We start from the raw sequence: 13,683 nt of genomic DNA, 5'->3' as shown, positions 1-13,683 counted from the left end.
GAGCATCTGGACCCCGGATCAAGTCCGGGGTGACAGAGCTGGGGCCTGGGGTGTGGTGCACAGCTGTGGCGCGGCGCATCAGCGGCGGGTGCCCATCACCTCGACCACCACACGGCGGTTGGGCTGGTTGCAGGCGATGCTGCGGGCAGTGATCTGGCGGCTACAGGTCGAGATGACCGGGTCACGATCGCCGCGCCCCTCGGTCGTGATGGCCATGCTGGAGCTGCGAGTTTGCAAATAGTTGGCCACCGTGCGGGCGCGTTGCAGGGCCAAGCGCTCGTTGTCTTGCGCGTTGCCCAGAGGGTCGGCGTGGCCCACCACGTGCATGCCCTCGACCCGGCTGAAGTCGGCCTTGAGCATGGCCAGCAGGTTGTCCATGGCCGCCAGACCCGGACCGGTCATGCCTGCGGCGTCGGAGCGGTTGAAGGCAAACAGGGTGTCAGCAGGCAAGGTGATGCGGTGCGCTGCGTTGCCCGGCTGGGCAACAGCGGCAGGGGCTACGCCTTCGCGGCAAGCCTGCGCCACGCGCGAGACGGTGTGCACCTGCTCTTTGAACTGGACCATCTCTTGGTGCGCCTGAGCAGCGGGCACCGGCTGCAAGACCGGGCGGCCTTGCTCTTCTTGCACGCGCAAGTAGTGGGTTTGGCCACCTTGCAACTGCACCGCCGTGATGCTGTCGGCCAAGTCCTTGGGGCGGCTGCCCACTTGCATCTGACGGGCACCGAGCTCGGAAGTGCCGCTGCGGTAGCACAGCGCACTCCAAGCGCCGGGCACCAAGGAGGTGTGGTAACGCCCATCGACAAACACGCTGGTGGCCCCGCTCAGGCGGCTGGGCTCGGTTCGGTAGAGCATGATGCGGCTTTGGTCTGCGCCAATCGGGTAGGGCGAAGTGAAGGCTTTGCCCAGCACTTCAATGCGGGCGTTCACGCCGGCTTGCTGAGTCTCTAAATACTGTTGTGTGCCGCTGCCTTGAGCCAGGGCAGCCGTGGCTGCGCCCGACACCACCCAAATGGCCACCTGTGCAAAGCGGTGCAAGCGTTGACGCAGGGAAATGCCCTGATGAATTTTTGTATTTGCCAGTTTCATGGTTCAAGTCCCTTGAGAAATCACAAAAAACACACAAGCATTCACAAAGGGTATTTGTTGAAATGTTGTGAGTTTTGATGCTTTGATCGATTTGACTCAAAGATACTGAGACGACTTGGACTGGCAAACCCCCAATTGGGGTAGTACTTCCAAGATCTAGCAAATTATTTTAAATTGTCAGTTTTAGGATTCAAAAATAATGATTTGAACGGTTCTTGATGGAATTGAGAGTCAAGGGGGGACTGGATCCCGGATCGGAGTCCGGGATGACGAAGCCACAGTCCGGGATGACGAAGCCACAGTCCGGGATGACGAAGCCACAGTCCGGGATGACGAAGCCACAGTCCGGGATGACGAAGCCACAGTCCGGGATGACGAAGCCACAGTCCGGGATGACTGGTCACTGTCACCCCGGGCTTGACCCGGGGTCCAGTGTTTTGCCTTTCTGGTAGCGACTGATAAAATGTTTACCAAAATACTCTATAAAACATTAAGACTTCTATGGAAAACAAAGTAAGTCGTGAAATTCCACGGGCAGGGCAAGTCGCACAGGCCCAGGTGGCCAAGTCGGCTCTGGATTTCACCTATTTCAGCGCGGAGTTGAAGCATTTGGGTGTCCCCAGCGGGCTCAACTTTTTGCAGATGAGTCACAGCGAGACCCCGGGGGTCAACACACTCGATCTGACCCGAAGCGCTGTGCTTTCGCGGGTCAAAAACTTCAGCAGCATCGATTTGACAGGGACCATCAACAACACGATCAAGCTGAACTGGGCCGCAGTGGCTATTTTGTCTGACGCTTTTGATGCCGCTGCCAAGGGCGTGGACAGTGCGCGAATGCTGGTGGTCAGTGGCAACCCCGGCGATGCCATGCAGTTAGTCAACCTCAAAAGCTGGGCTGTAGCGGAGGTGCAAAGCGCCGAAACGCTGAGCGCAACCTATGGCCATGAGCACCAGTTCTTGGCTGGCCATGCCTACAAAGCTTTCTCGTTGTACGGCGCCACGGTTTTTGTGGACGAGGTCATGCAAGTGAACGATGCCGCGGTGACCGTGGATGCCCAGTTGAAGAGCCAGGTGTTCAGCATCGAGGCCTTGTTTGGATCGCCCGCCCCGGTGGCCGAGTCGGGCGACAAGGCCGAGACGCCAGAGCCGGGCGCAACAAGCGCCAGCTTCAAGGGCGTGGCCATTGTGTTTGCGGGCACGGGGGGCGCGAACGGGGACATCGCCACCACGGGCCATTACGAATTGTCCAAAGATGGCGGCGCGAGCTGGATGTCGGTGGGCGGTGATTTGAGCGACGCCACGGCGGTTTATGCCGACAAGTCGGCGCTGCTTCGCTATGTGGGTGCCGAGGACGCCGAGCGCCTGCAGCCCCAGCGCCTGATGGTGCGTTTGATCGACGACTCGGGCCTGAATGGCTCGGCCGACTATGATTCGGCCGCTACCGGTAGCACCATCGATGTGAGTGTGCATGGTTTGAGCACGGCTTTTGGTGCAGACGCACTGACCTTGTTGGCCCGCTCCAGCAAGCCCCCGATGCCGATTGCCCCAGAGCAGTCCGCGGTGGGCCAGGCCAGCGACGGCTGGGTGCCCGAGGGCGAGGTGGGCAGCCCGGTCAGCAGCTTGGTGGGTGGCAGCGATGGCCAGCGCGACAAAGGCATTGCGATCACGGGCGTGGACAACACCCAAGGCACGTTGTACTACAGCACCAACGGCGGCAGCTCCTGGACCGAAGTGACCCGGCCTTTGAGCGAGAGCAACAGCTTGTTCATGCGCTCTGACGGCGATAACCGTGTGTTTTTCAAGCCCAGCGCCAACTTGATGGTGCGCAGCGGGAATGCTTTGACCATTCGTTCTTGGGACCAGTCGGAAGCGACGGAGACCATTTTTTTTAACACCACCGACGACGGCCTGACCATCCCGGAAGCCAATGCAGCTTGGGGTTCCCAAGTGGCGCTGGCTGATGTGTCGTCGGTGCAAGACAACCCCACGGACGAGCTGGCCCCGGCAGCGCCGTTGAATGCGCGGGTCAACCCGCCCGCCAGCTTGGACGATGCGGCGGTGGAGGTGACACCCGAGGTCTTGGCCGCCGCCATTGCGACCAGCGTGAATTCGTCCATGGCCAAGGTCTACGCCATGCGACAGGGCGACAGCCTGGATTTGACGGCCTTGTTGAGCCAAGTCCAAGCCGAGGGTGCTGCGGCTGCCTTGGGCGCTTTGGACAACCCAGCGCCTGTGTTGCACCTGACCATGGCCGATGTGCTGAGCTTGCCCGCCCAGAACGGCGTGCACCAACTGGTGTTGTCGGGCACGGTCAACGACAAGTTGATGCTCAGTAAAGACGAGTGGACCGACACCGGCGCCGTGGTCAATCAAGACGGCCACACCTATGCGGTGTTCGCGGGCAGCACCGATGCATCGGCCCAGCTGCTGATCGATCAGCATATGCTGCAGAACCTGATGTCCAGCTGATGGGCGAAGCCGCATCTGATGGATGCGGCGTTCTTGGGGTCGCTTGAACCAATAGGCTTTACAGCGACTGCTGGTAGCGCTCCAGCCTTTGGGCCTGGGTTTCGGCCTCGATCTCTTCGCCTTTGAACGCACGAATCTGGTCGCGCAGCATCTCGGCCATGCTGGGCAGCTGCGCCCGGTCGGTGTGGCGCGAGGCGTCCCACAAGCCGGAACGCATGAAGGCCTTGGCGCAATGCAAATACACCGACTCCACCGTCAAGCGAACCACCAGTGCTGGCGTGCGCCGCGCATCGGCACACAGCGCCAAGTCAGCCGGGTCGGTGGACAACACAGCGCGGCCATTCACACGCAAGGTCTCGTCAAAACCCGGCACCATGAACAAAGTGCCCAAGCGGCCCGTGGCAACGATGTTCTCGAGCGTGTCCAGCCGGTTGTTGCCCGGTGCATCGGGTACAAGCAGCGTCTGCGCATCCAACACCTTGACAAAGCCCGCATCCCCCCCACGCGGCGACGCGTCCATTTGCCCACCTGCATCGCTGCTGGCCAACACCACAAACGGCGACAAAGCAATAAAGCGCACCGCATGCGCATCGAGCGAAGGGATTTCTTTTTTGAGCGCACGCTCACGGGCAGCGCCATAGAGTTGGCGCAGGGCGGGGAGGGTGGTGATTTGGTGGTTGGTCATGGCGGTTGTGCCTTACATCAGTCCGGTCCGGGGTGACTGGCCACCAGGTGAATCGGTCAACCATGATCCCGGTGTTTACGGTGTTCTTATGGGGGCTCTGACTTGTCCAATCAAATGGGGCCAGCACCTCAGATGCTGGCCCCGTGGTTTTTGGAAACTCGTCAAGCAAGCCAGGTGTTTTTTATCAAGCAGCAGCTTTGACGGCAAGAGACAGCTCATACAGTCGAGCAGCTGAAAGTTCCAGCCCGTTGGGCCAGCAGAGTGCACCGGCATCGACAAAACACCTTGAGAAATAAGCCGGGTCACGCAAGGCTTCCAACAATGGGCCTTTGCGGTCGGCCAAGTACCGGGCTCCATCAAAAACGCCCTGCGTATGGTCGCTGAAGGTCATTTCCAATTGATGGGCTGCAATGGTCTTTACATCAAGCAACTTAATCACGATCGGCTCCTTGTATGCGGTCTAGAGGTTCGAAGTGTTGGGCCTTTTCCCAATTATTGAGCAGTTCCGTTTGGTGAAGCAGGCACCAGTCTTTCACAATGCTGGCTACTTTTCGTGGAAGCTCGCCTTGCGAGACCAAGCCGGTTTCAATCGCGACCAAAGCCTCAAACCCTTTCTACTCCACATGGATATGCGGTGGCGGGTGATCGTCGTGCCACATGCGCACGATGATTCCGAAGAAGATGGCAATCGTTGGCATGGATCACACTCCTAAGCGCGGGAGGCACGCCGCATCAATCGACTCGGGGTGTTGGGCAATGGCGGGATGCATCGGGCAAGTTCAGCGAGGTTCTGCGGCCAAGGGTATTCAGGCCGATGTCAAAACCATGACGATCTTAAAACCCTGACCTCGGCTCCTTCAAAAACGCCAGCTCCTCAGGCGTGGACTCGCGCCCCAAGATGGCGTTGCGGCAGCCGCCAATGGTTTCAAACCACTGGGTTGCTGATCTTCCCAGTTTTCCAGCTCTGGGTCGGTAACTTCAGGCCCTGAGCAGCCAGTTGTTTGCGGGCGTGCGCAGCGGCCTGCTTGAGCGCGAGATCAATGCGTGCTTGTTCGCTCAGGGCCTTGGTGGGTTTGTTGGTGCTTAGCTTGCGATGGACTGAAGCAGAAGCCATTTTTCAGGATCTTTCACAGATGTGCGACGGGGAGTACCGGAAGCGATGGTTTCGATGCGACCTCCAGCATTATCCAGCACGGACCAGCGATCAGAAAGCGGCAAATACAACTCGAACAGGTTGTTCAAGCTGCGTTGGAAACGGCGGTGAATATCGTCTGTCGGAATGTTGTGCCCGCCTTGCTTCACTCGGAGTGCCACCCGTTGGACCGCCAGATTGGAGGTGGGTAGCGTGACGTAAAACAAGACCACCTGATAGCCGGTGGCCTTGCAGTCGCGCAGGAACTTCGCGAAGGTGCGACTTGACAGCGTGCTCTCGAACGCGAAGCTGCTTCCCGACATTGCCAATCCATGCAAGCGCCTCAGCATGATTCGCCCTGCCTCGAACGACACCGTCTCAGGCGCATAGGCCGAGAGGCCTACAGCGATCTGGTCGGCGTTCACGAATTCCAACACACCCAAAGCGCCCTTGAGCAAAAACGGCGCAGAGGTCGACTTGCCTGCACCATTTGGACCTGCAATGACCACCACGGTTGGTTTTTTGGGTGGAGCGTTCGCGTTCATGAGAGGCGCGAGTTGGTCACGCGGTAGCGTGCTGCGCCTTGGCAGACGGCGTCGCGGTGTTGCCTGAGTGCTTGGGATGGGCGCATGGGATGTAGTTTAAAGCGATTGACCAGCGCTGCCCACTCAAGGGAGGTGGCTCAAAACCCCGACCCCGGCTCACTCAAAAACGCCAGCTCCTCAGGCGTGGAAGGGCGGCCGAGGATGGCGTTGCGGTGGGGGTAGCGGGCAAAGCGCTCGATGATGGCTTGGTGGCGCTCCTCGAAGCGCAGGGTGTCTTCCAAGCCAGGCTGCGCAAACAGGAGGGCGGCTTGGGTGTGCACCAATGCCGACTCGCTGTGCATGTAGGGCATGTAGGCAAAGCTGCGCTGCGCCAAGGGCAGGTTGCGGTCTTGCCCACTGGCCACCAGCTCCTGCGCCAGCGCCAAGGCCAGCGCGTCTTGCGCAAAGGCTTGTGGCGTGTCGCGGTAGACGTTGCGCGAGAACTGATCGAGCACCAAGACCTCGGCCAAGCGCCCCTCGGGCGTGGTGCGCCAGGCAAACAACTCACACCGCGCCGCCGCCGCCAGCGTGGCCCCGAAGCGGGTGCGGATGGCTTCGTCCAAGGCGGGGTCTTTGGCGAAGTGGTGCTTGGGGGTGAGTTCGGTGAACCAGAAGTTGAGGATGGAGTGGGGTTGCATCGACTCGGAAAATTAACGATTGACGTCGTTTCAAACGGTGTCTGGGAAGTCCAACAGCGGAACGCCAGAACGCCTGGCGGCATCGGTCACGCATGTCAGCAGTTGCCTAGTGCTCGGTTTGACAAGCGGCAGTAACGAAACTTTCCTCACCTGCGCCATGCCCGACGCAAACAGTGCAATGCACGAATGCAGAGGGTGTTGGGTCGATGCGTAAACGATGCCGTCGAGTTGTTGCGCCCGGCACTCTTGCGCAAAGGCTTGGGTGATGGCGACACGTTGAGCTTGAAGTACGGGGTAGGGCTCGGCCAGCGCCCGCACATCGGCCAAACGCAAACGGCCTTTGGTGGTGAACGTCACCAGCGACTTGCGGGCCAATTCGTCGAGACAGCGGCTGTGCACATCGCGCCGAAAGATCGACTCATAAAGCGCGGTGTGCTCGCTGTCGGCCAGATAGGCCGTGGGTTCGGACGGCAAACAAAAACGCCCCGATTGCAAACCGGTGGGTGCCAACAACAAGCCGTTGATTCGCACGCTGGTTTTGCGCGCACGCGTCAGCTGCACACGATGAAACGTCTGGCCCGGGGCCAGCTCAAGGATGGGTGGATGCAAGTCTTTGAATTTCATGGAAAGAGGCGGTCAATGCCCCTCTGCCGTGGCCAGATCGATCACGCGCTGGGCGGGTGTGCCTTGCTCCAGTGCGGTGCGGGGTGACTGGCCGTCCAGTGCCGGGTGCGGACTTTCCAAGAAAGCCAGCAGTTGCCAGCCGTCGGTCGAACCCAAGGCGGCTGCCATGGGCGCGATGACCGGAAAGATGAACGGCTCGAACTGCCAGCGGGGCAGCTTGTAGCCCCGGCGCAGGTGCGACACGCCAATGCAGCGGCCGCTTTTGATCCAGGCGTTCATGGTCACGCGGGTGGTGCCCGACAGGGCGGCCGCTTCGTCGGTGGTGATCATGTCAGCCGCCTGAATGCGTTGCAGCCGGTACTGCGCGCCAAAGCGCAGCAGCGCATTGGTTTGCGCTTCTGAGGCGTAAGGGTCTTGGCCGCTGGCTTTGTCACGGGGCACTTCCGTGACGGCCGAAAGGGGAAAGGTGAGCGTGTTCATGGTGTTCTTCCTGGTGCACCCGCTTGACCAACGAAACGGGGCCAGCACTCAAGATGCAGGCCCCGTGATTTTAAACCTTCTTGTTAATCTCGTAAAGTTCGTAATTTACGTAAGCCATGGGGTATGGCCACCCATGCGCATTGAATATGGCTTTAAGTCCCGACCCTGGCTCACTCAGGAAAGATGGAATCGAGCTGAACTTTGAGTGTGGGCAGGGCGGTTTGCAACGTGTCCCAGACCACGGCCAGGTCGATGTCGAAATAACCATGTGCAATGCGGTTGCGCATGCCGCGCATGCTTCGCCATGGAATTTCTGCATGTTCGGCGGCAAATTCAGGGTGCTGGTCCATGACCTTTGTGGCCGCTTCACCCAAGACGATCAAGCTCATCACAACCGCCTGCTGGGTGCGCTTGTCCTGCTCGAAATCGGGCTGAGCCATGCCTTCTGTGAACGCCTGTGCGTCAGCGATCGCTTGGCGCATGTGGCCCAAGTAATCGGGCAAACGGTTGATCGTCATAGCGGGCGGGCTTCCTGCACCACCGCATCCCGAAACTTGGGTGGCAAGTCTTTGGGCGTGAGCACATCCACGGACACACCCAACAAGGTTTGCAACTCGTCTTGCAAGCCACCCAGATCAAACAGAGTGGTGCCGGGCAGAGGATCTACCAACAAATCCAAGTCGCTGCCATCAATGTCATCGCCGTGTAAAGCCGACCCAAACACGCGCGGGTTCGCCACGCGATAACGGGCTGCGGCTTGGCAGACGGCTTCGCGGTGTTGGCTGAGTGCATGGGATGGTCGCATGAGTTGTAGTTTAAAGCGATTGACCTCCGCTGCCTATCAAAGAGAGGCAACCGACAAGAGGGCAGCCAAAACCCCGACCCCGGCTCACTCAAATAGCCAGCTCCTCGGGCGTGGACTCGCTGTGCAAATAACCCGTAAGTAAGCAAAAAGCCAAGCTGACATAGAATGTGCAGAATTCTGCAATGTCTAAGGAGTCAGTCATGGGATTTTCTGCCAGCGATGTCGTGCCGTTCACGCAAGCACGCTCCCATCTGTCCGAACTGGCCGACCAGGCCAAGGCCGGGGCAGAGAAGATCATCACCAAGAACGGCGAGAGCTATGTTGCGCTGATCGACTCTGACCGACTCGACTACTACCACCGCTTGGAGCGCGAACGCATTCACCTGTTGTTGATCGACGACGCCAAGCGCGGCTTGGCCGACATCGCAGCGGGTCGCACGTTTGAAGCAGACGCCGCGCTCGCCCAGCTGCAACAACGACGCAAGACCGCCACCAAACGCCCCGCCAAGCAACGTGGCTGACCCGCTGTACCAGGTCGAACTGACCGCCAGTTTCTTGGAACGCTTGGACGCGATTGAGGCGTTCCTGGTGGAGGCTGGCGCTGGCTTTGCGTTCGATGACTTGCTGGCCGAGCTTCGCGCCACCGTCATCCCCAACCTGCGGCGCTTTCCGCGCATGGGGCGCCGCTACTTGGCCAACGCGCCGCAGTCATCCGAGGCGCTGGCGCTGCTGGCGGCCATGCCTGCGGGAGCGCCGGACGCGCTGCGCGAATACCTGCACGGCGACTACCTGATGCTGTATCTGGTGGAGGATGCAAGCCCCAAGACCGAGGCCACGGTGTACATGCTGACCATTCGGCATCACCGGCAGCTGTCGTTTGACTTTGCGCGGCTGTGGCCTTGAGCACCACCCTTAACGCTCCCTATTCACCCCAAACAACAACAAGGTTTCAGCATGCCGAGCATCCCCGACAAGTTCGACGCCGATAGCAAAATCAAGCTGTTCGAATCGCAGCACATTCGCAGCGAGTGGGATGCCGAGGCTGAGAAATGGTGGTTCTCGGTGTTGGACGTGGTGGCCGTGCTGACCGACCAGCCTGACTACAAGAAGGTGCGCAACTACTGGAAGTGGCTCAAGAACAAGCTGATCGCCGAAGGCAGTCAGTTGGTTAGTGCCACTAACCAACTGAAATTGACCGCCGCCGACGGCAAAAAATACCTGACCGATGTGGCCGACACCGAGCAAATCTTGCGGCTCATCCAGTCCATCCCCAGCAAGCGGGCCGAACCTTTCAAGCTCTGGCTGGCCGAAGTGGGCAGCCAGCGCCTAGACCAGCTGCAAGACCCGGAACTCAGCATCGAGCAAGCCATGCGCGACTACAAGCGCCTGGGCTACACGGACAACTGGATCAACCAGCGGCTCAAGAGCATCGAGATCCGCAAAGAGCTCACCGACGAGTGGAAAAAGCACGGCTTGCAAGAAGGGCCGCAATTCGCATTTTTGACCGATGTCATCTACAAAACCTGGGCCGACAAGACCGCCAAGGAATACAAGCAGCACAAGGGTCTGAAAAAAGAGAACCTCCGCGACAACATGACCAACAAAGAGTTGATCATGAGCATGCTGGCCGAGCTGTCCACCAAAGAAATTTCAGAAGCCGTTCAGCCGCAAACGCTGGACGAGCACGAATCCGTGGCCAAGCGCGGTGGCGGGGTGGCACGGCAGGCGCGCCTGAAGCTGGAAGCCGAAACGGGCAAAAAGCTGGTCAGCCCGCAAAACGCCAAGCAGTTGCGCGCCTTGGCGCAGAACCCAAGCAAAAAAGCAGGGGACAAGACATGAGTAGTCACACGATCACCACGCGCAACCAAGCCACCGAGTTTCTGCTTTGAATCGCGCCCAACGGGTGCATCAAGGTGGAGGTGCTACTCAGCGCGATGTCCCGATTTCAAGAAACAGCCTCAAGGGATAAGGACAGTGGCATGTGGTCGCTCACGCTCAGCCACTGGTCTTGGTTGCCGATCTCAACGCTGCTGCAGCCCATTAGGTCCTCGGATACAAAAACGTAGTCGATGTGATAAGACTTTTCGAGATTGCGTTGCAGAAAGAATGTGGGGGTTGCTTCTTGTCCTTGTTCTTCAAGCGTTTGTTGGTGGTAGACGCTGCTCAGGCCAATGGCGTTCAGCTCCTCAACGACGTCACTGTGATTCCACCAGCGATCTGGTTTGTCCCAAATTCGGTTGCTGTTGAAGTCCCCTAGCAAGATGGTTTTGTTTCTGCAAAGTTGCTTGCGGTGAATTTGCAAGTATTTCCAAAGTTGACCGATATAGCGAAAGACTTTGGATCCTTCAGCCTTTGTCCAAACGCCAAGTACTTGGTATTCGTCGTTCAAGATAAAGGGGCAAAACAGCTTGAGGTCTGCTGTTGTCCATTGAGATGCTAGGCTGCTGTTGCTGACACCAGGTTGCGAAAAGGCGCCGTGCCATTCTGTAGCGCGAACCTTATTACCCTTTTTAGGAAAAATGCCCAAGCCTTTGTGTTTGGATGTACCCATCCATAGGTAATCCCCAGCCCATGTCTGATATTTCGACGTGGACAAGGCTGGATTTTCACACTCTTGAACAACGTAGACATCTGCGTCGAGCGCATCTAAGGCATCGGTTTTGTTGCGCAATGCACCATTGCAATTCCAAGTAACTATTTTCATGTGGGCTTGATCAAGCACAAGAGAGGATCATTTCCCCCAAGAATCCTTCAACCCCGTCACCCGGTTGAACACCGGCTTCGCACCCGCCGCATGGTCCAAGCGGTCGGCCACAAAGTAGCCAAACCGCTCAAACTGAAACTTCTGGTCCGACTGCGCCCTGGCTAATGACGGCTCCACATAGGCCGTGACGACCTTCAAGCTGTCCGGGTTGAGCGATTGCAAGAAGTCTTTGCCGCCCGCATCGGGGTGGGCTTCGGCAAACAGGCGGTCGTACAGGCGTACTTCGGCCTGCACGCCGTCGGCCACGCTCACCCAGGTGATGGCGGCTTTGGCTTTCACGCTGTCGGCGCCGGGCGTGCCGCTCTTGGTGCCGGGGATCACTTTGGCGTGCACCTCGGTCACTTGGCCCGCCGCGTCGCGTGCGCAGCCGGTACATTCGATCACGTAGCCGCCTTTGAGGCGCACCACGTTGCCGGGGAACAAGCGCTTGTAGCCCTTGGGCGGCACTTCTTCAAAGTCTTCGCGCTCGATCCACACTGCTTTGCCGATTTTGAACACACGGTCGGCGGGCGGGGTTTGGCCTTCAGCAATCGCACTGTGGGGCAGGGCGGGTTGGCTGCAGTCCTCGGTGTAGCCGTCGCTGCCAAAGGCCTCGGCCCAGTTGGTCAGCACGAGCTTGACGGGGTCGAGCACGGCCATGCCGCGGTGGGCTTTGTTTTCCAGGTCTTCGCGCAGGCAACCTTCGAGCGTGCTGTAGTCGATCCAGCTGTCGCTCTTGGTCACGCCAATGCGGTCGGCAAACAGGCGCAGGCTCTCGGGCGTGTAGCCCCGGCGGCGCAGGCCCACGATGGTCGGCATGCGCGGGTCGTCCCAGCCGCTGACCTTGCCTTCATTGACCAGTTGCGCCAGCTTGCGTTTGCTGGTGATCACATAGGTCAGGTTCAGGCGGGCAAATTCGTATTGTTTGGGGCTGGGCGCGGCCAGCAGGCCACATTCGCACAGGCGCTCCATCAGCCAGTCGTAAAACGGGCGCTGGTCTTCAAACTCCAGCGTACAGATGCTGTGGGTGATTTGCTCCAGCGCGTCTTCGATGGGGTGGGCAAAGGTGTACATCGGGTAGATGCACCAGGTGTCGCCCGTGTGGTGGTGGGTGGCGCGGCGGATGCGGTAGATGGCCGGGTCGCGCAGGTTGATGTTGGGCGAAGCCATGTCGATCTTGGCGCGCAGCACGGCGGCGCCATCATCGAGCTTGCCGTCGCGCATTTCGCGGAATCGCGCCAGGTTTTCTGCCACGGTGCGGGTGCGGAAAGGGCTGTCCACGCCGGGTTTGCCAAAGTCGCCTCGGTTAATGCGCATGTCTTCTGCGCTTTGTTCGTCCACATAGGCGTGGCCGGCTTCAATCAGCGCCTCGGCGGCGCGGTACATGAAGTCGAAGTAGTCGCTGGCTTGGTAGGGCGCGGCGCTGCCAGCGGCTTGGCCCAATTGCGCCCAGTCAAAGCCGAGCCATTTGACAGCATCGATGATGCTGTTGACGTATTCGGTGTCTTCTTTTTCGGGGTTGGTGTCGTCAAAGCGCAGGTGGCACACGCCGCCGTACTCTTGCGCCAGCCCGAAGTTGATGCAGATGCTTTTGGCGTGGCCCACGTGCAGGTAGCCGTTGGGTTCGGGCGGAAAGCGGGTGCGGATCTTGGCCGGGTCGGGTTGGCCCGCAGCGTGGTGCGCGGCGTCGCCGGGGCTGCCCGCCCAGCGGCGGCTGGCGTAAGTGCCTTGCTCCAGGTCTTTTTCGATGATTTGGCGCAGGAAGTTGCTGACTTTGTGGTCGGCGTTGTTGTCTGGGGCGGTGGGGGTGGTCATAGCGTCTGATTTTAGGGGGTGGCGCGAGCCCCGTCTCATGGGGCGCGTTACGAATGGACACGAATGTCAGGCGTGGGCTGTGCACCAAAGCCTTGGCTGTCGCGCTAAAGGGGCAGGGAGCATGCTTTCAAGAAAAGCCAACGTCATCAGAGGAACTTTGTGATGCTTTTTCCGTTCAAGTCGTCGTTTTCAAGGCCATTGGCCTTGCTCGGGCTGTTGGGTCTGGCTTTGATGCAGATGGGTTGCGCTCACCCGGTGGTGGTGGAGCCGTCGGTGTCGGTGCATTCGCGCATCGGCCATGTCCCGGTCTACACCCAGGTGGGCGTGCCCGACCCGGTCTATTACGCACCGCCTCGTGTGATTTATGCACCACCCAGAGTGATTTACGCCCCGCCACCGCCACCGCGTGTGGTTTATGTGCCCCGGATTCATGTCCCTCGTGTTCATGTGCCCCAGGGTCATCCGCCAGCGCAAATTTGGGGCCACGGGCACGACCGTGGGCACCGTGGCCAAGAGCGCAGGCAGTTGCGCGAGGAGGAGCGGGAGCGCGGTGGTTGGCGGGGGCAGCGGGATCAGCGCGAACAGTGGCAGCGGCACTGAGCGGCTGCGCTCAGGGGGCGTA

17 protein-coding genes and 1 pseudogene are annotated in these 13,683 nt (G+C 59.5%); 5 read left to right on the top strand and 13 right to left on the bottom strand.

What is annotated here, in order from left to right:
* Positions 1-78: 78 nt before the first annotated feature.
* A complete protein-coding gene (locus L63ED372_RS10805) occupies positions 79-1,086 on the bottom strand; it encodes an OmpA family protein (RefSeq protein WP_062405963.1) in 1,008 nt (335 codons plus the stop codon).
* Between the two features lie 501 nt (positions 1,087-1,587).
* Here L63ED372_RS10805 and L63ED372_RS10795 point away from each other — a divergent pair.
* Positions 1,588-3,555: a hypothetical protein gene (locus L63ED372_RS10795; RefSeq protein ID WP_062405961.1), complete on the top strand. Its 1,968-nt coding sequence runs from the start codon at positions 1,588-1,590 to the stop codon at positions 3,553-3,555.
* A gap of 58 nt (positions 3,556-3,613) precedes the next feature.
* Here the strand turns inward: L63ED372_RS10795 and L63ED372_RS10790 are convergent, their stop codons facing one another.
* The 10 genes and pseudogenes from L63ED372_RS10790 to L63ED372_RS10750 form a co-directional block, all read right to left on the bottom strand.
* A complete protein-coding gene (locus L63ED372_RS10790) occupies positions 3,614-4,240 on the bottom strand; it encodes a pyridoxamine 5'-phosphate oxidase family protein (RefSeq protein WP_062405960.1) in 627 nt (208 codons plus the stop codon).
* A 184-nt stretch (positions 4,241-4,424) separates the two neighbouring features.
* Positions 4,425-4,679 (bottom strand): DUF2442 domain-containing protein, encoded by a 255-nt coding sequence (locus L63ED372_RS10785; protein ID WP_062405959.1) that lies wholly within the window; start codon positions 4,677-4,679, stop codon positions 4,425-4,427.
* A pseudogene (locus L63ED372_RS16700) lies at positions 4,672-4,851 on the bottom strand (DUF4160 domain-containing protein); the annotation flags it as partial. The pseudogene L63ED372_RS16700 and the gene L63ED372_RS10785, both read right to left, overlap by 8 nt.
* Before the next feature lie 314 nt (positions 4,852-5,165).
* Positions 5,166-5,354, bottom strand: a complete 189-nt coding sequence (locus L63ED372_RS16425) for a hypothetical protein (RefSeq protein WP_156343618.1) — start codon at positions 5,352-5,354, stop codon at positions 5,166-5,168.
* The gene (locus L63ED372_RS10775; RefSeq protein WP_082431682.1) at positions 5,324-5,917 is read right to left on the bottom strand and encodes a zeta toxin family protein; all 594 of its coding nucleotides are present in this window, start codon (positions 5,915-5,917) and stop codon (positions 5,324-5,326) included. The genes L63ED372_RS16425 and L63ED372_RS10775 overlap by 31 nt, the downstream gene beginning before the upstream one ends.
* A 137-nt stretch (positions 5,918-6,054) precedes the next feature.
* Positions 6,055-6,594 carry a DUF924 family protein gene (locus L63ED372_RS10770; RefSeq protein ID WP_062405956.1) on the bottom strand — a complete coding sequence of 180 codons (540 nt, stop codon included), beginning with the start codon at positions 6,592-6,594 and terminating at the stop codon, positions 6,055-6,057.
* A 30-nt stretch (positions 6,595-6,624) separates the two neighbouring features.
* Positions 6,625-7,218: an RES family NAD+ phosphorylase gene (locus tag L63ED372_RS10765; protein ID WP_062405955.1), complete on the bottom strand. Its 594-nt coding sequence runs from the start codon at positions 7,216-7,218 to the stop codon at positions 6,625-6,627.
* Positions 7,219-7,230: 12 nt separating this feature from the next.
* Positions 7,231-7,698, bottom strand: coding sequence for a helix-turn-helix domain-containing protein (locus L63ED372_RS10760; protein WP_062405954.1), 468 nt, complete (start codon positions 7,696-7,698; stop codon positions 7,231-7,233).
* Positions 7,699-7,868: 170 nt separating this feature from the next.
* Entirely contained in the window at positions 7,869-8,216 is a 348-nt protein-coding gene (locus L63ED372_RS10755; protein WP_062405953.1) for a HepT-like ribonuclease domain-containing protein, read from the bottom strand.
* The gene (locus tag L63ED372_RS10750) at positions 8,213-8,503 is read right to left on the bottom strand and encodes a nucleotidyltransferase family protein (protein ID WP_062405952.1); all 291 of its coding nucleotides are present in this window, start codon (positions 8,501-8,503) and stop codon (positions 8,213-8,215) included. The genes L63ED372_RS10755 and L63ED372_RS10750 overlap by 4 nt, the downstream gene beginning before the upstream one ends.
* Positions 8,504-8,703: 200 nt before the next feature.
* Here L63ED372_RS10750 and L63ED372_RS10745 point away from each other — a divergent pair, with 200 nt between their 5' ends.
* The 3 genes from L63ED372_RS10745 to L63ED372_RS10735 are packed head-to-tail and all read left to right on the top strand — an operon-like array spanning position 8,704 to position 10,342.
* Positions 8,704-9,024 carry a type II toxin-antitoxin system Phd/YefM family antitoxin gene (locus L63ED372_RS10745; RefSeq protein ID WP_062405951.1) on the top strand — a complete coding sequence of 107 codons (321 nt, stop codon included), beginning with the start codon at positions 8,704-8,706 and terminating at the stop codon, positions 9,022-9,024.
* The gene (locus L63ED372_RS10740; RefSeq protein ID WP_062405950.1) at positions 9,017-9,406 is read left to right on the top strand and encodes a type II toxin-antitoxin system RelE/ParE family toxin; all 390 of its coding nucleotides are present in this window, start codon (positions 9,017-9,019) and stop codon (positions 9,404-9,406) included. The genes L63ED372_RS10745 and L63ED372_RS10740 overlap by 8 nt, the downstream gene beginning before the upstream one ends.
* Before the next feature lie 51 nt (positions 9,407-9,457).
* Positions 9,458-10,342 (top strand): BRO family protein, encoded by an 885-nt coding sequence (locus L63ED372_RS10735; RefSeq protein ID WP_062405949.1) that lies wholly within the window; start codon positions 9,458-9,460, stop codon positions 10,340-10,342.
* 106 nt (positions 10,343-10,448) lie between these two features.
* Here L63ED372_RS10735 and L63ED372_RS10730 read toward each other — a convergent pair whose 3' ends face one another.
* Positions 10,449-11,207, bottom strand: a complete 759-nt coding sequence (locus L63ED372_RS10730) for an endonuclease/exonuclease/phosphatase family protein (RefSeq protein ID WP_082431681.1) — start codon at positions 11,205-11,207, stop codon at positions 10,449-10,451.
* A 27-nt stretch (positions 11,208-11,234) separates the two neighbouring features.
* On the bottom strand, positions 11,235-13,061 hold the full coding sequence (locus L63ED372_RS10725; RefSeq protein WP_062405948.1) for a glutamine--tRNA ligase/YqeY domain fusion protein: 1,827 nt from the start codon (positions 13,059-13,061) through the stop codon (positions 11,235-11,237).
* 162 nt (positions 13,062-13,223) lie between these two features.
* Here L63ED372_RS10725 and L63ED372_RS10720 point away from each other — a divergent pair, with 162 nt between their 5' ends.
* Entirely contained in the window at positions 13,224-13,661 is a 438-nt protein-coding gene (locus tag L63ED372_RS10720; protein WP_156343617.1) for a hypothetical protein, read from the top strand.
* Positions 13,662-13,683: the final 22 nt, after the last annotated feature.

The organism is Limnohabitans sp. 63ED37-2, from assembly GCF_001412535.1.
Classification (GTDB): domain Bacteria; phylum Pseudomonadota; class Gammaproteobacteria; order Burkholderiales; family Burkholderiaceae_C; genus Limnohabitans_A.
Note: the sequence above shows the minus strand (reverse complement) of the source record. Positions and strands in the feature narration are given on the sequence as shown.